Below are 19,373 nucleotides of genomic sequence, written 5' to 3'. Positions count from 1 at the left end.
GAAGTGCCTGTTTCACTGATTTTATTATGTACGCTGCACTATGACTAAACCATTAATCCACCTGAGTACCGACACGACCAGTCTGCTCATCAAGGCCGACCAGCGTTTGCCCGAGATGCTGTACTGGGGTAAAAAACTGCCCGAAGGCACCGACCTGGAAAGTTATTTTCACGGCAATCATCGCCCGGTACCCCAGGCCCGTATTGATTCAGATACTGTGCTGTCACTGTGTCCCGAGCATGCCCGGGGGCTGTTTACCTCTCCGGGTCTGGAGGGAAGTCGTCAGGGGGATAACTGGTCGCCGGAATTTTCGGTCGAGGAAGTCCTGCAACAGGAAAACAGTGTCGTGTTTTCCTGCCGTGACCCAAGGGCAGAGCTGAAACTGTCTGTGCACCTGAAGCTGAACCCGGCTACCGACGTTCTGGAATCCCGTCTGGAGCTGACCAATGAAGGCAACGCACCTTACCAGCTGCAGAAACTGACCAACACCCTGGCACTGCCGGTGGCAGCCCGTGAAATCCAGTATTTCCAGGGACGCTGGACCCATGAATTCCAGACGGAAAGAAAGATTCTGGATCGTGGTGGTTTTACCCTGGAGAATCGCCGCGGGCGGACATCTCACGAACATTTCCCGGGCATGATGATCGGTGATACGGGGTTCAGTGAAACAGCAGGCAGTGTCTACGGCTTCCATCTTGGCTGGAGTGGTAACCATCGTTTTCATGCCGAGGCTATGAGCGATGGTCGTCGTTATCTTCAGGCTGGTGAATTGTTGATGCCGGGTGAAATGACCCTGGCAGCAGGAGAATGTTATACAACGCCTACCCTCTACAGCACCTTCAGCAGTGAAGGCCTGAACGGTATCAGTCAGAACTTCCACCGCCATGTCCGCTCCGAAATTGTCTCGTTTCCGGAACCCGGGAAAGTTCGCCCGGTTCACCTGAATACCTGGGAAGGCATTTATTTTGATCACGATCCGGAGTACATCCTGAAAATGGTGCGTGCTTCCGCTGAAATCGGGGTTGAGCGTTTTATCATTGACGATGGCTGGTTCCGTGGACGCAATGGTGATAATGCGGCGCTGGGTGACTGGTATCTGGATACCGGCAAGTACCCTGAAGGCCTCCAGCCGATTATTGACTGTGTTAAGGAACACGGCATGGAGTTTGGCCTCTGGTTTGAACCGGAAATGATCAGCCCGGATTCCGACCTTTACCGTAAGCACCCGGAATGGATGCTGCACACTGAAGGCTATGATCAGGTGACGATTCGCAATCAGTATGTGCTGAACCTGCAAATTCCGGAAGCCTTTGATTATATTGCCGGACGACTGGACGCACTGTTGTCGGAATACGATATCCGCTACATCAAGTGGGATATGAACCGGGAACTGGTACAGCCAACTCATCAGGGTAAAGCAGGCTTCCATGGTCAGGTAGAGGCTTATTACCGGCTGGTAGATTTTGTCAGGGAAAAGCACCCGCTGGTGGAAATCGAAACCTGTTCAGGCGGCGGTGGTCGTGTGGATTATGAAGTGCTGCGTCGTACTCACCGATTCTGGGCCTCAGACTGTAACGATGCCCTGGAGCGTCAGGCGATTCAGCGCGGTGCCAGCTATTTCTTCCCGCTGGAAATTACCGGTGCGCATATTGGCGCGAAGCTTTGCCATACCACGGGACGTCAGCATAACAGCCATTTCCGGGGCATCACGGCATTGTTTGGGCATATGGGTGTTGAGCTGGATCCTGCCAGTGCATCAGAGGAAGAAAAGCAGGCATTTGCCAAATACATTGCATTGCACAAGTCTTTCCGTGGTCTTCTGCATACGGGGCAGCATTTCCGTTGCGACACCGATGTGAAAGAGACCCAGGCATGGGGCGTGGTCAGTCAGAATCAGCAGGAAGCGGTGCTGATGTATTCACAATTCAAAATGTCCGAATATGCGCTGGCTGCTCCTGTGAAAATACCGGGCCTGAATCCGGACACGACCTACAAGGTAGAAGTGCTGGAAAACAGTTCAACAGATATTTACATGAAACAGTGTCCGCCCTGGATGACGGAAACAGTAACGATGAGTGGTGCCCTGTTAGGGCAGGTTGGATTAATGATGCCTGTTTTGCAGCCGGAAAGTTCTTTGTTGATTCGTATAACCGGGGTTTAAACGGTATCGATTCATAATGAGTCATGTTGTTTGTCGGGTTGAAAATTGAATTAACCGTAAATACATGACTCATTAACAAATACGGTTTTGCTATTTTCTAAATGAATCAGTATGGCTGAATATTTTTCAGTGCCTTGAAAATGAATACCTTTTGTTAATGCACCAATATTGCCAGTCAGTATCAAATTGACTGGTCAAATTGATTTTATCCAACGTTCAAACTCTGGAATGGGTTTGGATAACCGGTTTATTACAACACGCCAAAACACACACATAATTTAGTGATATCTATGTTAAAAAAGACACTTCTTGCTAACGCAGTTTCTTTAGCGGTTTTATGCTCGGCTACTGCGGCTCATGCCAACTTTGGTATTGAGAATATCCAGACTATGGGCTATGCCAAATGGGGTACTCTTTATACCAACAATAATGACCATAATGGCGGGAAAGGCGAGCGTAACGATGTCGTTCGTGCCGGACAGGGTTATGGTAATTACCGTCTGGGTAATGAGCTGAACTGGTGGGAGGCCGGTGTCTCCATGGATCTCTGGCGCGATGGTGACACCTACTTTGATACGACTTTGATGCTTGGTAGCGGTGAAGACTGGGGGGATGTCAGTACGATTCAGATGTGGTCAGCCGGTCATGGTCTGTTTGCCAGCCAGCCGGATGCTTCTGTCTGGATCGGTGAGCGTTTTTATCGTCGCCATGAAGTGCATCTGGCGGATATCAAATACTGGGATACATCCAGTACCGGTATTGGTATTGAAAACTGGAATATTGGTTTTGGTAATGCCCAGATCGCTTGGATGTCTCCGGATTCAAGCCCTGACTCAAGGAAGGATGAAAATGGCGTCGAAATAGATAGACGAACACTACACAATATAGACTTGCGTGTGAGTGATATTCAGCTCAGTGATTCGGCTGATCTGGTGGTGGGTGTGAACTATGTCATTGCACAAAATACAAAATTCAAGACAGAACCAGGTCAGAATGTCACGGACTCAGGCTACATGCTTTCCACCGTGTATCGACAGGGCTGGGCGCATGGTAACAACACATTCGCATTCCAGTATGGTGTTGATGGTCTGGCTGGTGGCCTGATGAGTGCTGAAGGTGGTTCTGATCGTAAATACAGTATTGGCGAAGATCACGACGGTCATAGCTGGCGTGTGTTCAATCATGGTGAAGTGAACGTATCAAAAGACGTTGAGATTATGTACAACGTCGCCTATCAGGATAAGCGACTGGATAACAAGAACGGTGAGAAATGGTTCAGTATTGGCGCCCGACCTCAATACCAATGGTCGAATACCATGGCCACTGCACTGGAAGTGGGTTATGAGTCGGTCAAAGCACAGAATGGTGCAGGAACCAATGAAATGTCCAAGATTACCCTTGCCCAGATATTTCAGGCAGGCAAAGGCGTTTGGGCTCGACCATCATTGCGGGCTTTCGTGACCTACGCTAGAAAGACGGATGAGTGGGATCGCTTTAATGGGAATGGTGATACCTATCGTTATGGCACTGCTACAGCTATTGATAAAGAGAAGAAAAATGAGCTGATCTTCGGCTTCAACATGGAAACCTGGTGGTAATTCAATAGTGAATCAATAGTGAATCAATAGCGAATGAAATAAGGCTTGAGAGATAAAGGGCATGCATTAAAAAACTTAAGCTGCTGTTACAGTTTGTTAACTATGGGTTGATGTGAGTCATTATCTATCAGGTTTTGTTCGCTTAGTATCCTTCTTGACCACTGTGTTGCACAGGCTTTGGATTAACAGGCATAAGTCGTTTTATGTCTGTTAATAACTGGAGTTACGCACCCTCTACGAATCATCAAGATTTCCGAACGAGGTCATTGCTCTGTAGCCCTGATTCCTTCCTTTAAGGTGCGTAACATCAGTTAATCATTTTCTGGACGTTACGTTACCTGAAATTGGTGCTTCGTTAGTCAGCAGAATTAACGATAGTTTTCAGAGGCTAAATCCTGCATCTTGAATTCACTTGGGTATAGTCATAAGTCTGTCTGCCACGGGAAGGGCGAATACGCAAGAGATGAAGATGGTGATGGATTCCATGAAATTCATGTCAATACCATGGAAGGCTTCTGGTCTTTATTGCGTTCGTGGCTACGACCGCACAGGGGAATTTCACAAGAAAAATTACCGCTGTACCTTGGTTTATTTGAATGCCTTCACAACATCAAACGACGAGGCAAGGCTGCAATGTCAGGTTTGTTGGAGCTGCTCCTGCGTTAACCTTCCGGAATCCATAATGAGCCTTAATTTTTACCCTTATTAACTACGGTATGACTTATATTGGTGTGAGTCCTTACTGGCAGTATGTCATTAAGGGGTCGATTATTATCTTTGCGGTCGCTCTGGATTCAATGAAGTACGCCGAGAAGAAATAACCCCGGTTCCGGTTTACTGAAGTGGTCTAATGACTCAGGACAATTAGAACTATCTGTTTTTCTCGCTCAGAGGAGCGGCATGGCGAAGTCATTGGGTAGTTCATCTCACGAATGTGTTGCAACCTGTTTGAAACGTGCCCCCTGTTGTAGCTTTTTGTGAAGCCAGTGCTGCTGATGGCAGTCACTGGCTTGATGGAAGCTTTAGAGTGCTATCATCAGGTCTTCAGCTTTTTGGGGCTTCTTCAGCTCTTTATGTTCATAGAGAAAATCGGCTACGCGCTGATAGCGCCCGGTGTCTTTTGCCGCAGGGCGACGCGCAAGGTGAGGTATGGTGTCATACCATGCCCGCTTATTCAGTTCGTTATCCAGCTGGCGCGGATTGGAGTCTCTGAAAATCTCCCAACCTTTGTCCGGATTGTTGGCAATAAACTGCGCCCCCAGCTCGACGGCGCGAAGAAAACGACGAATGGCGTCTTTATCGTGTTTATCCCGATTGGCAATGAAAATCAGCTCATCGTAGGGTGGAATGCCGTTTTCTTCGTAATAGAACATTTTGCCTTTGCTTCCGGCCAGAATCAGTTCATTCAGCTGAAAGTTCCGGTAAGCGCCTAAAATAGCATCCACCCGTCCGGTCATCAGGGAAGACGACAGATTCCAGCCTACATTCACCATTTTGATATCGTCGTAGCCAAAGCCATGGGGATTGAACAGCGTATCCACAAAGGCTTTGTGATTGCCGTTGGTGCTGACACCGATGGTTTTGCCCTTCATGTCTTCAAGGCTTTTGATTTTGCCTTCTTCCAGAACAATCAGTCCATCCAGCGGGGTAGCCACCAGAGTGCCTGCCCAAACCAGTGGCAGACCTGAATCGACGGCATAGTTGAGACTGTGCTGGTAATAGACGGCAATGTCAGCATTGCCCGCAGCGACCATTCTTGGCGGAAGGTTAGGGTCGGCAGGTTCCTGAATGGTGACGTTAACGCCTTCCTGTTCAAAATAACCGTTTTGCTGCGCTACAATGATAGGGGCATGATCCGGGTTAATGAACCATTCCAGCATCAGGGTCAGGTCTTTGTTTTTCTCAATCGGGGCGGCTGTTGCCAACAGAGGGAACAGCATCACAATCAGTGAAAATAGTCGTTTCAACACGATTCGGTCCTAAGTGTTATTCGTTGCTTTTTGATTTATACCCATCGTCTTTGAAGATGTGGCGGTGTTGGCTGTCCTCACTCACCCCGATCACCTACTATTCGTAGGCTCACGGGGCTTCGCTCGTTTGCCGCCTACCCACATCTCCAAATCCAATGGGTATATAGGTAGCGTTATCGGACAGTTTCCGTTTGCCACGGAATCCATTTCTTCAGCAAGTGATCGGTCATGAAGTAAAGGCTGACACTGCAGATAGCCAGCACTGTCAGTGCCGCAAACATCTGGTCTACCCAGAGTCTGGCATTGGCCTGCATCATCATATAACCCAGTCCGGCACTGGAGCCGACCCATTCACCCACGACGGCACCAATGGGTGCAACCACCACGGCCACCCGCAAACCCGATGCCAGTGCAGGCAGCGCTGCAGGCCAGCGAATGTAGCGAAGAATGGCAAAGCTGTTGCCGCCCATGGTGTGCGCCATTTCCATCCACTCTTTATTGGTGTGCCTTAAACCGTCGTAACAGCAGGTGGCTACCGGAAAGAAGATGACGAGAATGGTCATGACTACCTTGGAGGCAAGCCCATAACCAAACCAGAGCATCAGAATGGGTGCCAGGGCAAACACCGGAATCGCCTGGGTAATGAGCAGCAGTGGCAGCAGCCATGGACGCAGGCCGGTGAAATAAACCAGCAATAAAGCCAGCAACACTCCGAAGCCAACTCCCAGCCCCAGCCCCAGCAGCATTCCGGTCATGGTCACCAGCGTGTTGTCCCAAAGCAGACTGGCATTGTCGTACATGCTTTGGGCAACCTGTGTTGGCCCAGGAAGGATGTAGCTGGGCATTTCCAGACACCACACCAGTGCTTCCCAGCCCAGTAACAGTCCCAATACCACAATCAGTGGACGTATCATCAGGCAGCCTCCTCGTGGCGCAGTCGCTCCAGCAACTGACCATGCAGAGACATCAACTGACTGTTGTCCAGAGAACGGGGAATGTTGCCGGGAGGCACAATCGGGTCGGTTAACTGTGCAGGGTGTCCCTGCAGGTGGTAAACCTGATGCCCCAGCCGCAACGCTTCCAGTGGATCATGGGTGATCAGCAGAACGGTGCGGTTTGCCAACAGTTCGCAGGCAAGATCCTGAAGATTCAGGCGGGTAATGGCGTCCAAGGCACCAAAAGGTTCATCCATCAGAACCACAGGCCGGTTTTCCATCAGCGTTCGCGCCAGAGCTACACGCTGCCGTTGACCACCTGACAGGCTTTGAGGCAGTTCCTGCTCTTTGTCACTTAAACCGACACGGCTGAGGATATCTCTGGCTTTTTCCAGATGTTCGGCAGACACCTGTTGACGACCAAGAGGGTGACTGCGCAGGCGTTGTCCCAGAGTGATGTTGTCCAGTACTGAAAACCATGGCAACAACAGATCCTGCTGTGCCATCCAGGCAATGCGCTGGTTCAGCGCAGAACCGTCCTGACACAGTGCCGTACCGGACACGGATGAACCTTCTACGCTGTTATTTAATCCGGCGATAAAACGCAGAAGGCTGGTTTTGCCAACACCGCTGCCACCCAGCAGGCAGGTCCATTGCCCGCCTTTCAGGGTCAGGTTCAGACCCGTGAATACTGGTTTATTGTCGTACGACAGTGAGGCATTATTGATAACGACGTCAAACATCACCAGTTCCGGTAGAAGTGGTGTACCGGACCATGGCCCTGCCCGATGTTCAGGTCGTCTGCTTTGGCAATGGCTGCAGCAATGTATTCTTTACCGCCCTGAACCGCTTCGGTCATGCTGAACCCTTTTGCCAGCAGAGCCGTAATGGCGGAAGACAGGGTACAGCCTGTGCCGTGAGTATTGTTGGTTTCAGTCCACACGGATTCCAGACGATGCAATGACTGACCATCGTGATAGAAATCCACGGCTTTACCGCCTTCTACCTGACTGCCAGCAAGGTGACCGCCTTTCAGAAGCACTGCTTTGGAACCCAGCTCCAGCAGGGGTTCAATCATATCCAGCATCTGTTGGGTACTTTCCGGTTTAGGCTGATCCAGCAAAACAGCCGCTTCAGGCAGGTTGGGTGTAATCAGGGACGCCTGAGGAATCAGAACTTCTTTGAGGGTTTGAATGGCTTCGCGCTGGAGCAGAACATCACCACTGGTAGCCACCATTACCGGATCAACCACCAGACGCTTCACCTTGTAATGCTCAAGACGTTCGGCAACGGTTTCAATCACTTTCGGCTGGCTGAGCATGCCGATTTTGACGGCGGTCACATCAATGTCGGAAAAGATGGAATCAAGCTGTTGACGGATGAAAGCAGGATCTACGTCAAAAATCCCCTGAACGCCTTGAGTGTTCTGGGCTGTCAGTGCGGTTATAACACTGCATCCATAAGCGCCAAGCGCAGAGAAAGCTTTGAGGTCAGCCTGGATTCCGGCACCGCCACCACTGTCTGATCCGGCAATGGTCAGGGCGATGGGAGTAGAGAGGTTTTTATCAGTTATCATCGGTTCGGTTAACTCCTTCCGAACTGACGATGGAAACGTTGAGGCAAACGATGGCAGGCAAACCTTAATCGCTTGTTCGTCGGTTTCCTACGCCAGCATTATCTGGTGCAGAGTTCATCTGATTCAGATGGACTCTCAGGTTCAATGGGTATTTCTCAGTTGTCCGAATGGACAACACCCCAACCAACGCGTCGAGTCTATTGGGTTTGAGTACTCTTGTCTATGGATTGTCTATAGATTGTCTATGGATGATGGAGTTTGTGGACTGTCTGGTTTACAGCGATTCTCTTAATGTGTTTCAAAAGGTCCGTTACAAGCCAGCTCCGGATGTCTGGGCTTGTAAGGCAGAAAGAAACGATGCATCTCTTTGATGTCGTGTTCTTTGTTGTCAGTGATTGGCAGCGGGGCACCAAAAATCACTTTTTTGTTTGCAAAATCAAAGGCCACCGGAATGATAGGTATCTCTGCCCCTTTGGCAATGTGATAAAAGCCGGTTTTCCAGCGCTCGACTTTTGAACGGGTGCCTTCGGGGGTGATCACCAGAACAAACTCATCAGCCTTTTTAATCTGGTCAATACTGGCGTCTACCCGGTTTATGGATTCATCGCGCTTAATGGGAACGCCGCCAAAACTCCGCATCAGCACGCCGAGTGGCCAGAAAAACAACGAATGCTTGGCAAAAAACTGAAGCTTTAGTCCGAGAATGAGTTTTACCGCAATGCCGACAATAAAGTCCCAGTTTGACGTGTGATGAGCGACGATGATCACATACTTACTGACGGCAGGAGGCCGGCCTTCAATCTGCCAGTTACCTAATAATTTAAAAACAAAACGGCCGATGGCGGCTTTCACTGGGCTGGGTTGTAACTGCTTATCCATTCAAACTGTATGTAATCGGTTTAGAGAAACTGAGGCGTGCCTCAGCGCTGACATTTCTTGCAGTAAAACGTGCTGCGATTGCCCAGTCGGATTTCGGTAACAGGCGACTGACATCGTATACACGGTTTACCGGCACGACCGTAAACGGCCAGTTGTTGTTTAAAGTAACCGGGTTTGCCATCGCCTCCCACAAAGTCTCTCAGGGTTGTTCCTCCCTGCTTTATCGCCTTTGCAAGAGTGGTTTTAATGCAGTCTGCCAGACGTTCATAACGGGCTTTGGAGATTTTGCCTGCGGGCTTTTCGGGACGAATACCGGCTTTAAACAATGCTTCACTGGCGTAGATGTTACCAACGCCAACAACCACATGGCTATCCATGATAAAGGTTTTTACTGCTTGGGATTTATTCCGTGAGAGCCGGTAGAGCAGACTGCCTGAAAAATCATCACTCAGAGGTTCCGGCCCCAGCTGTTTGATCAGTTTATGCTCGTAAACCGGCGCTTCGCTCCAGAGCACGGCACCAAACCGACGGGGATCGTGGTAACGCAGGCAGGAACCATTACTGAAAAGTATATCAACATGGTCGTGTTTTTTAACGGGTTCGTTGTTGCTCACCATTCTCAGGCTGCCGGACATTCCCAGATGAATGAGTAGATGGCCGTCGGCAACTTTTATCACAAGGTATTTTGCCCGACGACTGACGGATTCAATCACTTTTCCGGCCAGCAGCTCTGGAAGATTATCCGGAACCGGCCAGCGCAGTTTCGGATTGCGAACCACAACGCTGTCTACGGTTTGTCCAACAATATGAGGCATTATACCACGGCGGGTTGTTTCAACTTCGGGCAGTTCCGGCATTACGATCCACTTAAGTAAAAATCCCATGAACACTATGAACAATACCATCGGTATCTATTCAATGCATTGATAGAATAGACCCGCTTTTGCACCGGGATTGAATGGCAAAAGGGTAGTGGGTCAGATGTGTTGTTCTCCATAAATATCGACCCCAAATTCAAGAGAGTTAATCAATAGTCCAATCACGATATCATGCATTTTCTCTAACTTGGAAAAACATATACTCTTCCTGGTCAACCGTTTAATCCAGGTTCTGACGTCCAGGTTTTTACGCTCAATTTTCCGGGTATTTCTCTTACCAACTTCATGCGTTTCCGGATCAATATTCCGCTCGTATGCTCCCCGGTCATCGCTACAAAATCGCTTGATACCAAAGGGCTTCAGTAGAGTCTGAAGTTGCCTGAAGACTGCATCTTTCCTCTTCCCGGAAACATATGCAAGGACAGCCCCACTGTCGTGGTCAATAGCGAGCCATAACCAGCGCTGATCCGCTTTGTTCCCGACATATGACCATTGCTCATCAAGCTCGGCAACTTCACAAGCAGGCTCGAGCCGCACAGTGCTACTACCATCCAGGTTCATGGTTCTGATGTTTGGGTTGACCTGAACCAGAAGGGGGCTCTTTACTTTTCAGCGTCTTGATGACCGTTGTTTTGCTGACGCCAAGTACTCTGCTGGTGTCTCTGACACCACTGCTGTTAATGGCCATTTTGACCATGTCTTTTTTGGTGCGCCTGTCGCACGCTCTCCTGTCGCACGCTTTATAGTGATATTCGAGCATAAATGTTCTGGTATCACAGAGCTTATTCTGACGTCGATAGCGCTGGTTTCCTTTACGGTATTTGCCGTGTCGGCAAACGAAAGGGAGATCACAGTCTGGGCATTTTACTTCAATAAGACACGTCATAAGACGTATATGGAGACAAAGAAGATTTCTTCAGTATGGAAATATGCCTACCCACACATCTGACCCACTACCGGGGTTTCGCAACCTTTAAGGTCATACTTGGTACCCACCGAGATAGTCGTATTCAAAGTTCCGCTACTAAAAATCTAACATAATCTGTAATTATGTAGACTTATCTACGCCGTTAACATGGATGCACGACGAATCGTGTCTAACTCCACTCTTGCGTAGGGTTTAGGGTCGAGCTGTAACGTGTCTCGACCATAATTATCAAGATTCAAACTCGCACTGTAATCCCTGTCATGCAGGGTCTTACATTTCGGACACCGCCACTCACGATCAGATAGAGTGAGATTGTCGTTTATGTGGTTGCAAGTTTGAACCGCACACTTTTTCGAGCTGGGAAAGAACCGATCTGCAATCACAATCCGGCATCCTCTCAGCTCTGCCTTGTATTCGATAAGCTCTCTCAGCCTACCGAAACCTGCGTCACTGACTGCTCTTGCCAGTTTACGGTTTTTTACCATGCCTTTTACATTCAGATTTTCGATGGTGATTATTTTGAACCTTGAAGTCAGATAATCACTTACCTCATGTAGTACGGCTGATCGCTGGTTACTTATCCGGTAATGAAGTTTGGCAACCGCTCGCTTGGCTTTCGCATAGCGGTTGCTTCCCTTTGTTTTGCGGCTTAATGCCCTCTGTTTTCTGTTAAGCCGTTTCAGAGAGTGTTTCAGTTTTTGATTAGCAGCAAAGGTTTTGCCATTCGAACAAATAGCCAAATCTTTGATGCCAAAATCAACGCCTACAGACTCATTACTTTGTGCTTTAGGGTCGTAGTCCTGAGTGTCTACCAAAATAGAAGCGAAATACTTTCCGGCTCGTTTACTGATCGTCACCTGACATGGTGTGCCAGTGAATCTCAGCTCTTGGCGCATTTTGATTTTGGTTTTCAGTTTCTCAATGCGGAGTGTTCTGCCGTCAACATCGAACTTGGGTTTTTCCCTGAGAGAAAAACTGTCGTGTAGCCCTCGCTGCTTGAATCTTGGATACCCTGCTTTTTCTCCTTTCTTTACTCGACGAAAGAAGTGAGTAAAGGCGTTATGAAGATCGTCAATTGTGTTTCTGGTTACACGTTGGCTGACTTCGGCATACCAAGGAAACTCAAGCCTGAGTTCTTTGTATTTTTCATTCGCAGCCTTCTTTGACCACTTAACGCCTTCTTGATTGAAATGCGCTAACAGTTGATTAAACGCATGACGACGAGAACCGCAAGCCCTGTCAAGATAATCGGCCTGTTGTTTTGTCGGTCTGAGTTCAATCTTGTGAGCTAACAACATCTTGTAAAGTCTCAAGCATCTTTTTATGTTTCTTGCTTCGGCTGCCGTACAGTCTTGCGATGAATACAGTGATTATTTCCAATACGTCATTGGCGAGTTCTTCTTCAAACGAAGGCTGATCGCCTTTATGTACGATAACTATTTCTATTCCCTGCAATTCACATAGGGAGAAAACCAATTCAGCACCGAACCTTAACAGCCTGTCTTTATGGGAAATAACCAGTCGTTTAATTTGACGTTTCATTATCAACTCAAGTAGCTGATTAAGTCCTTTTTTCCGGTAGTTCATTCCAGAACCAAGATCTCGTATAACCTGAGTTCGCCAACCTTTTGCAGAACAGTAGGCTTCCAGTAACTCTTGCTGCCTGTCTAAGTCTGGTTTTTGGTCGTGACTGGATACTCTGCAATAGCAAAGCGTAGGCGCAGCTTCGTTACTGAAACCCATCAATTCAGACACGTCGTAGTAACGGGTTCCGCCTTTGGTTTTTCTGGCAGGAAGCAGCTCACCTGTACTTTCCCATTTTCGTAGTGTTACCGGGTCTGTACCAAGTAAACGAGCTGCCTCACCTATCTTCACTAATCTCTTATCCATGCTTGAGATTTTATTAGATAGTTTTAGCCCTGAACTTTGCCATCGGCCAGTTCAAACTCATAAGCCGTTTTGGAGACCTTTTAGCGGAACGGTTGAGAGGATATTTTGGGCAAATATCCTCTCATTCATGGCTTGATGCTTATAGTTCTCTATTCCCTGTTAAAGGATCTCCTTCATTGTTTATCAATTCGTTTAGCACTTCGCCATCAGCCGTGTTTTCATTCTCACTCCGGCTATAGCCTCTGCACTGGTGGTACCATTCGAGTGCTTTGGCACCGACAAAATACATAAAGGTTTTGGGCAGGATAAAGATTGACCGGGCTCGGGCATGGCCGGGCCAGTTGGTTTGACCATAGAGGCCGCAACTGCCATAGAATACCGCCGCACCGATTGCCACTCCTGTACCTGCCCACTCGGCAGTACTAAGACCCCCTGAATGACCTCCTGAATGACCTCCTGATTGACCTCCTATATGGGATTGGGCATTGGGTGACCTTGGGCAGCTGCCCTCTATGAGCTCCAGAACATGCGACGGTATACCATTATGGCTAACGGTGAAGCAACGGTTATTAAATACCTTCACAGAACCATCGATGCGGACGGGTTCCTTCGCCACTCTGCCAACCATCAGGTCAATGGTTCTCTTTTCTTGCTTTGATTCACCAAGAGCCACGTTGTTTCCAATAACAGCGTTAATATCGTCCTTATGGTTTGGCAGAACAATATTGATGTGGGCTGAAACCGACTTGCTGCCCTGTACATTCTGGTGAATGTTCAGGCGTTTGTAGTAACGGACATCAATGGCAGTGGGTGCAGACTCACCATGGTTGGAGTCAGTAAAGTGATTCCCGAAAATATTGATACTCTGGTCATCGGTCAGACATTCTTTACAACTGGCAAAAACGGCAGCTTTTTCCAGTCCTCCCGAAAAGAAGGTGTTGTCAGCGATCAGCACATCGCCTGAAGAGTCCTGAACCTGAATATAATAAGACGGTGCTTCTTTGCTCTCCTCGTCTGAGTGGTATTGGAAATCATCCTCCGTCATCAGCAGTTTACCTTGATAACGGATGGCCTTTATGGCGGTTTTGAGGGTTTTGCCGGAAGTGGAAATAGTCCATGTGATGCCTTTGGTAAAGAACCCTTGACCGGTACCTGCATCATCAAGGAGTACCAAAGTATCGGCTTCGGCAGGAAAAGCGCCTGAGGGTTTAATTTGGGCATTACCGATACCCACCAGCGCTACTGGATTGAGAATATGAAGAGACTTATCCACTTCGTAACTACCTGCGCGAAGCAGAATAATTTTGCCGGAATCAGAAGCACTGGTTATTTCGGCAACCAGTTCTTGGCTGGTGTTAACCGTCACTGCTTCAGAGAACGTGGCCCCGGTCTCCATCAGCTGAAGCTTGTCCAGAAACGTCTGGCAGAGCTGTGCCCGATCCGGACGGGACAACTGGTCACAAGGGCTATTGATCAGAGGCGGAGGTGTTGAAGTCGAAGCATTACTGGTGGTTGCCGGTGATTGTGTTGACGAGGCGAATGACTTCAATGCGGGTGTCAAATGCGTTGTGCCCGCTGATAAAGGAGAGGTTTTAATGCTCGGTGTTGCCTGAAGCAGTGGCTGGATGGACTGCGTCGGCACAGAGGTCAGTGCTACAGATCCGGCCTCTCTTGACGGGCTTAACCGTGGGGTGCCGTAGCTGTTAATAGTCGTTGTGGCTTGAACGGGCTGAGTGGGTGACGGCTTGGCGCTGTAGGCATTGTATAGCACGGAAGGTGTGACAGATGGCGTTGCCATTGTCAGTGATGTCGAGGGGGTGGAGCCTACTCTCAGGCCGGGAGTATAACGGTAATTGCTATGCGGTAATTCCTCCGGAATATTGAATTCATAATAATCGTTCCCCGTCACTTCTACATAACCAGATATGTTGACCGTTTCAAATGAATGCAGCTTTAACTCAATGGTTCGGTCTTTTTCAGGACTGTCCTGATGTGCTCTGTTATTAGTGACGGACGGGCTTCTCAGAGGCATATGGTTATAGAAGGTGAGTTCTATAGCGCCTGCTGCATGTCGGTCTTTCTGGATATTGTTGCTGATTTTTAAGCGTTGATACCCAGAAAGCAAGATCGCTTCGGCATCCAGCTTTACTCCTTTTCCGGCGGTTGTAAATTCATTGGCATCAACCTCGATATCGGCCTGACTGTTTCTGTCTTTGCGGGCACTGGATTTTACTACGCCATCGCTGGTTGCGGATGTATCAAAGGTATTGTGACCAATATAATACTTGTGGTTGGCATTATTGCTCAGAAGAACGGAGTGTCTGGACCAGGCCGACATACCCTGATGGCTGAAGCGATTTTGGTACAAGCGTACATCTCCGCTATAACCTTCTGCATAGATATAGGATTCAAACTCGTAATAGTAGTGATTAGAAGGCAGGCTGGTTTGCCACTCCAGGTTCCAACTGTAAAAACCGGTATTCTGCGGATTGGAAACACCTTCCAGATAAAGCAGCGAGCGGTGTGATCTCGGGCTGGCGCTGAAGCTGCCTGAGGCTTTTATAACAGGTAACTTATCGCTTTTATCTTTTAAACCAACGGTCGCAATCCGGTGTGTTGGCTGCAATGGTCCTGACAGTTCATAGGTACCCTGACTCAATAGAATAATGCTGCCACGAATGGTTTTGCCATCATCGCCGGTCTTTTTGTTAATGGCGTTGATTAACTCGAATGAATTGTTGACCAGGATGACGTGTGAAAACTCGGGTTTATCGGAATCAGGCCCCGACGCCAGCTCGCTTTTCAGAAATGCCTTGCAGGCAGAAAATGCAGCTGCATGTCCCCGGATATCATTGCACGGTTCCTTTTTTGCGGGTGTTGGACTGACCGAAGCGGTGACAGCGACCAGTAACTGGGTGGGCGTAATGTTGCCAACCGAAAAATCAGGGGGCATATAGGCTGACGGGGTTGCTGCTACTGTTGATGGCGTTGCGTCTGGTGATGGTGTGGTTGATGCTGTTTGTGACGAGGCAACCTGGGTTGAAGCCGTTTGTTTGCCAGCTGTGTAATCAACATAGTCTATAGCCAGTCCGGACTCTCTAAACTTGTAGTAATCGTTACCGGCAACATGAAGCTTTCCGGTGATATGCACAGATTGTTCGGGAGAAAAGAAGGACTCAACAATGATTCTTCGGTGAAACTCCGGTGCGTCTTTATGGGCAATGTTATTCAATATATAGCCATCCATGTGTTTAACATTGATGTGATCCTTTATAAAAATACTGCCTGCAGCGTCCTTGGTTTCCTGTTGGTTATCAATGATTTTAAAACGCATATAACCTCTGACAATCATTGATCCGGCCCGGCTTTGTTTGTAAGCAATATGTCTGCTGTAGAAATGGTTGTTGAGAATTTCAAGCTGTGGTTTATCGGCTTGACAGGCGGCACTTAAACATAAGGCCGATATTGCAGAGACTCTTAAATAAGCGGTATCAAAGCGGTTGTTTTCTATAAACGCGCCGCCGACTGCATTCACCAGACGGATATAGTGTGTCGTATAATCGTGTTTGCTTTCCGAGAATTTGTTTTCATAAAACCTAAGCTCTCCCTGATAGGACTGGCTGTTGATGGCTCCCATATACAGACGCATGAGTTTGCGCGGAGGGTTGGTAGTGTTCCAGTGAATGTGATGACTGTAGAAGCCGGTTTCAGCCACTGTTGCATCATCATAGAGATAGGCCAAGGCACGGTTGTTCGGGCTGGGCATTAAAAAGTCATCAGCGATCCGGATAACCGGGTATTCACCGTCCTTAACAGTTCCGACCAGGGCTATTTTGTGGGAGATATTCAGAGACTGGGTCAGATAATAGGTACCACTTTTTAAGACAATAAGTTTACTGGCATCGGCGTTTGCTAGCAGAAACTTTCCAGTAACTGCTTCATCCAGTTCTTTGGCATTGCTGACGACAACAGCCATGGAAAATGAACGGCCAGCAGATGCTATTTCATCCTTGAGAAAGGCTTTACAGGCATTAATTTCACTGGAGCTTATTGTTGTGGGTGATTGCATGTAATCACAGATGACCGCGGGGTCACTGGTTGGAGTGACAGAAGACGTTGCTGGTATCGCTTGAGTCGGTGAAGGCTGTAAAGAGCCTCTGGCAATGACCTGTTGTGTTTGTGCAGGCGACATTACAGCGGGAGTTGGAGAGACCTGTGTCAATGATATAGCGGTTTGTACTGTCGATGGTGCCTGAGCAGAGGCTGTAGATTCAACGATTGATCCAATATGAGCCATCAAGTCTTCCGGGTCAATGACTGAGTAATGGCGGTTTGGCGTTGTGATCAGCGACCCGTTGATGTTCAGAGGCAGCCCGTGTTTATGGAACGTCTCGACTTTTATCTCTCTCTGGTCTGCCGGGGTTGTTTGAAGTGCGACGTTATTACGGATAAAACCTCTGAGTCCACTGGTGTTGTTTTTTAGTCTGACTTTAATGTAGGCAGCTGCCTTGGAATTTTTTTGCTGGTTATTTTCAATCCAGAACCGTTTGTAACCCTTGACTTCAAATGCACTGGATACGGTCTTTCTTTTTGAATCCTGCTCGCTGACGAGGCTATTTGAAACAATTTCCAGTTTTGGGTCGAAGTCTAAACAACTGACACAACGAGCATCGACTGTGGCATATTTAAGATGGGTTGTGTCGAATGTGTTATGCCCTATGTAGGTATCGCCGTAAGAATCTTTGAGTTTCACGAAGTCATAAACATCGGTTTTGGTGCCCTGATGCTTAAAGTGGTTTTCGAAAATCCGGATCTTGCCCGGATAAGAGTTACTGCCGATAGCACCTCCGGAGACCACGCCTATTATATCGTTATCAATGCTGGTATCCCACTGAATATGAGTGCTGTAAAAGCCCGAGGTTGTTTGTGATGAACTTATTGTCAGATGAACCAGCGAGTTAAGATGGTGAAATATTCCATGGATGTCTTTACTGGCTTTTATTTCAGGTAAAGACTCACCGGATTTTTCACCGACCAGGGCAACTTTATGGTTGATTCTTAACTGTCTGGGAATCTCGTAAGTTCCTGCTCGCAGAACAATAATGCTGCCAGTGAACGCTGTACCGTCGAGATGATCTCTCTCAACCGCGTTAAGCAGCTCCTGTGCATTGTGAACAGCAAAGGCATGAGAGAACGCTTTATCGTTATCACTTGCCTGAGAGTTGTTCAGGAAATCGTTACAGATCTTACGGGCAGTGGCGTCATGATTTAAGCTGTTGCAGGGGTTTTTAGCTGCAGCTGGTATTGTGGTTGCGCCGGGACTAACCATTACTGAAGAGGGGGATAGTGACAGAGAAACTCTGACCGATGAAGAACCGGCAGGAATCTTTCTTCCTTCCGTCAAAACAAGATAGTCGCCATCTTCGTCTTCATGGTCAACGTAAAAATAGTCATTGCCAGAAACGGTTAGATGGCCTGCAATCTTATAATTATCCATAGCGTCTTTTTTCAATTCTATTTCAATGCTCCGGTGTTCTATTGCTGCGCCAGTGTCTGCCGTGTTGTTTTCGATGGTGCTTTGTAATCCCGGTTTGTTAGGTAATTGGATCAACATGGAGGCATTTGCCTGACTGTTCAGTGAGGTATTATTTTTGATTGTGAACTTTTTGTGATCTTCAAGATGGAAAGCGTAGTCACTGTCGTTGTTTGCACCGTCGGTGCTGGTCAAAGTGTTGTTGGTAATAATAATTTCATGTTCATTTTCACCGCAGCCAGTGCAATCTGAGTAAACTGCAGAGAAGTAAAGGTTGCTGGTATTGAACTGGTTGCTGTCGATAACGACTTTGCCTTCGGGGGCACTTAGAGAGACATACTCGTCAAGATCAATGTTTTTGTCGCGGTGTATAAATGTGTTGTCATAAAGCCTGATTTCTCCTGGATAACTGCCTCCATAAACTGTGTAGGCACTATCTTCATCTTCGTTGTAGTCACTGTCATCAATCTTGGTTTCCCAGTTAATAAAAGCACTGTAAAAACCGGCAGAAGCACCCCGGTTTGGTCTGGTGAGATAAACAAGCGTATTGGCTTCCGATGCTTTTTTCAGCAAATCCGAAGTCATCCTGATTGTTGGTCGGGTCTCACCGGTTTTAACACCTATCAGGGCAACCCTCTGACCGGGTGCCAACTGTTCGGTCAGGTCGTAGGAACCGGGAGTTACGACTATGATAGTGCCTTTAGGACTGGCGTTTTTGACCTCACTGATAAGTCCCTGTGCATTGCTGACCACAACCGCTTTTGCAAATGAACTGGTTCCAGCGGCTGTTGGATTGTTGAAGAAAGTGTGACAGTTGTTTTGAGCCGCCGGATTAGTGGTTATTTGGCTACACGGATTGGTTCTGCTGACAGCGGTAGTGGGTACTATGGCTGTAGTATTGTTCAAAGGAGTGTTGCTCAAAGGCTGACGAGAGGTCGTACTGTTTGGAGAAGAGGTTGTGGTTGGTAAACCGTCATCACTGGAACTGTATGTAGAAAAAGGCAAAACACAAAAGACTAGAAGCA

13 protein-coding genes are annotated in these 19,373 nt (G+C 48.0%); 2 read left to right on the top strand and 11 right to left on the bottom strand.

What is annotated here, in order from left to right; translation table 11 throughout:
* The first annotated feature begins 40 nt into the window (after positions 1–40).
* Together EZMO1_RS23540 and EZMO1_RS23535 are read left to right on the top strand one after the other, a co-directional pair.
* A complete protein-coding gene (locus EZMO1_RS23540) occupies positions 41–2,161 on the top strand; it encodes an alpha-galactosidase (RefSeq protein ID WP_034877861.1) in 2,121 nt (706 codons plus the stop codon).
* 290 nt (positions 2,162–2,451) lie between these two features.
* On the top strand, positions 2,452–3,759 hold the full coding sequence (locus EZMO1_RS23535) for a carbohydrate porin (protein ID WP_034877862.1): 1,308 nt from the start codon (positions 2,452–2,454) through the stop codon (positions 3,757–3,759).
* A 1,022-nt stretch (positions 3,760–4,781) separates the two neighbouring features.
* Here EZMO1_RS23535 and EZMO1_RS23530 read toward each other — a convergent pair.
* From EZMO1_RS23530 to EZMO1_RS23485, 11 genes are all read right to left on the bottom strand, one after another.
* On the bottom strand, positions 4,782–5,726 hold the full coding sequence (locus tag EZMO1_RS23530) for an ABC transporter substrate-binding protein (RefSeq protein WP_034878667.1): 945 nt from the start codon (positions 5,724–5,726) through the stop codon (positions 4,782–4,784).
* Positions 5,727–5,902: 176 nt separating this feature from the next.
* Positions 5,903–6,643, bottom strand: a complete 741-nt coding sequence (locus EZMO1_RS23525; RefSeq protein WP_034877863.1) for an ABC transporter permease — start codon at positions 6,641–6,643, stop codon at positions 5,903–5,905.
* A complete protein-coding gene (locus EZMO1_RS23520) occupies positions 6,643–7,407 on the bottom strand; it encodes an ABC transporter ATP-binding protein (protein ID WP_034877864.1) in 765 nt (254 codons plus the stop codon). The genes EZMO1_RS23525 and EZMO1_RS23520 overlap by 1 nt, the downstream gene beginning before the upstream one ends.
* A complete protein-coding gene (gene thiD, locus EZMO1_RS23515) occupies positions 7,407–8,240 on the bottom strand; it encodes a bifunctional hydroxymethylpyrimidine kinase/phosphomethylpyrimidine kinase (RefSeq protein WP_034877865.1) in 834 nt (277 codons plus the stop codon). The genes EZMO1_RS23520 and thiD overlap by 1 nt, the downstream gene beginning before the upstream one ends.
* A 288-nt stretch (positions 8,241–8,528) precedes the next feature.
* Positions 8,529–9,119, bottom strand: coding sequence for a 1-acyl-sn-glycerol-3-phosphate acyltransferase (locus EZMO1_RS23510; RefSeq protein ID WP_034877866.1), 591 nt, complete (start codon positions 9,117–9,119; stop codon positions 8,529–8,531).
* 41 nt (positions 9,120–9,160) lie between these two features.
* Positions 9,161–9,976, bottom strand: a complete 816-nt coding sequence (mutM, locus tag EZMO1_RS23505; protein WP_034877867.1) for a bifunctional DNA-formamidopyrimidine glycosylase/DNA-(apurinic or apyrimidinic site) lyase — start codon at positions 9,974–9,976, stop codon at positions 9,161–9,163.
* Positions 9,977–10,096: 120 nt separating this feature from the next.
* Positions 10,097–10,558 (bottom strand): IS1 family transposase, encoded by a 462-nt coding sequence (locus EZMO1_RS27470; protein ID WP_051790384.1) that lies wholly within the window; start codon positions 10,556–10,558, stop codon positions 10,097–10,099.
* A complete protein-coding gene (locus tag EZMO1_RS28365) occupies positions 10,542–10,685 on the bottom strand; it encodes an IS1-like element transposase (protein WP_222842161.1) in 144 nt (47 codons plus the stop codon). Before EZMO1_RS28365 ends, EZMO1_RS27470 begins: the two co-directional genes overlap by 17 nt.
* A gap of 374 nt (positions 10,686–11,059) precedes the next feature.
* Entirely contained in the window at positions 11,060–12,223 is a 1,164-nt protein-coding gene (locus EZMO1_RS23495; RefSeq protein WP_034877868.1) for an RNA-guided endonuclease InsQ/TnpB family protein, read from the bottom strand.
* On the bottom strand, positions 12,201–12,815 hold the full coding sequence (locus tag EZMO1_RS23490; RefSeq protein ID WP_034877869.1) for an IS607 family transposase: 615 nt from the start codon (positions 12,813–12,815) through the stop codon (positions 12,201–12,203). The genes EZMO1_RS23495 and EZMO1_RS23490 overlap by 23 nt, the downstream gene beginning before the upstream one ends.
* Before the next feature lie 139 nt (positions 12,816–12,954).
* Positions 12,955–19,254 carry a hypothetical protein gene (locus EZMO1_RS23485; RefSeq protein WP_061509737.1) on the bottom strand — a complete coding sequence of 2,100 codons (6,300 nt, stop codon included), beginning with the start codon at positions 19,252–19,254 and terminating at the stop codon, positions 12,955–12,957.
* Positions 19,255–19,373: the final 119 nt, after the last annotated feature.

It is taken from the genome of Endozoicomonas montiporae CL-33 (genome assembly GCF_001583435.1).
GTDB lineage: Bacteria > Pseudomonadota > Gammaproteobacteria > Pseudomonadales > Endozoicomonadaceae > Endozoicomonas_A > Endozoicomonas_A montiporae.
Note: the sequence above shows the minus strand (reverse complement) of the source record. Positions and strands in the feature narration are given on the sequence as shown.

Excerpts from the sequence above, each read along its gene's own strand:
- thiD (WP_034877865.1), bottom strand. The coding sequence starts at position 8,240 with ATGATAACTGATAAAAACCTCTCTACTCCCATCGCCCTGACCATTGCC.
- EZMO1_RS23535 (WP_034877862.1), top strand. The coding sequence starts at position 2,452 with ATGTTAAAAAAGACACTTCTTGCTAACGCAGTTTCTTTAGCGGTTTTA.
- EZMO1_RS28365 (WP_222842161.1), bottom strand. The coding sequence starts at position 10,685 with ATGGCCATTAACAGCAGTGGTGTCAGAGACACCAGCAGAGTACTTGGC.
- EZMO1_RS27470 (WP_051790384.1), bottom strand. The coding sequence starts at position 10,558 with ATGAACCTGGATGGTAGTAGCACTGTGCGGCTCGAGCCTGCTTGTGAA.
- mutM (WP_034877867.1), bottom strand. The coding sequence starts at position 9,976 with ATGCCGGAACTGCCCGAAGTTGAAACAACCCGCCGTGGTATAATGCCT.
- EZMO1_RS23540 (WP_034877861.1), top strand. The coding sequence starts at position 41 with ATGACTAAACCATTAATCCACCTGAGTACCGACACGACCAGTCTGCTC.
- EZMO1_RS23510 (WP_034877866.1), bottom strand. The coding sequence starts at position 9,119 with ATGGATAAGCAGTTACAACCCAGCCCAGTGAAAGCCGCCATCGGCCGT.
- EZMO1_RS23490 (WP_034877869.1), bottom strand. The coding sequence starts at position 12,815 with ATGGATAAGAGATTAGTGAAGATAGGTGAGGCAGCTCGTTTACTTGGT.
- EZMO1_RS23520 (WP_034877864.1), bottom strand. The coding sequence starts at position 7,407 with ATGTTTGACGTCGTTATCAATAATGCCTCACTGTCGTACGACAATAAA.
- EZMO1_RS23525 (WP_034877863.1), bottom strand. The coding sequence starts at position 6,643 with ATGATACGTCCACTGATTGTGGTATTGGGACTGTTACTGGGCTGGGAA.
- EZMO1_RS23495 (WP_034877868.1), bottom strand. The coding sequence starts at position 12,223 with ATGTTGTTAGCTCACAAGATTGAACTCAGACCGACAAAACAACAGGCC.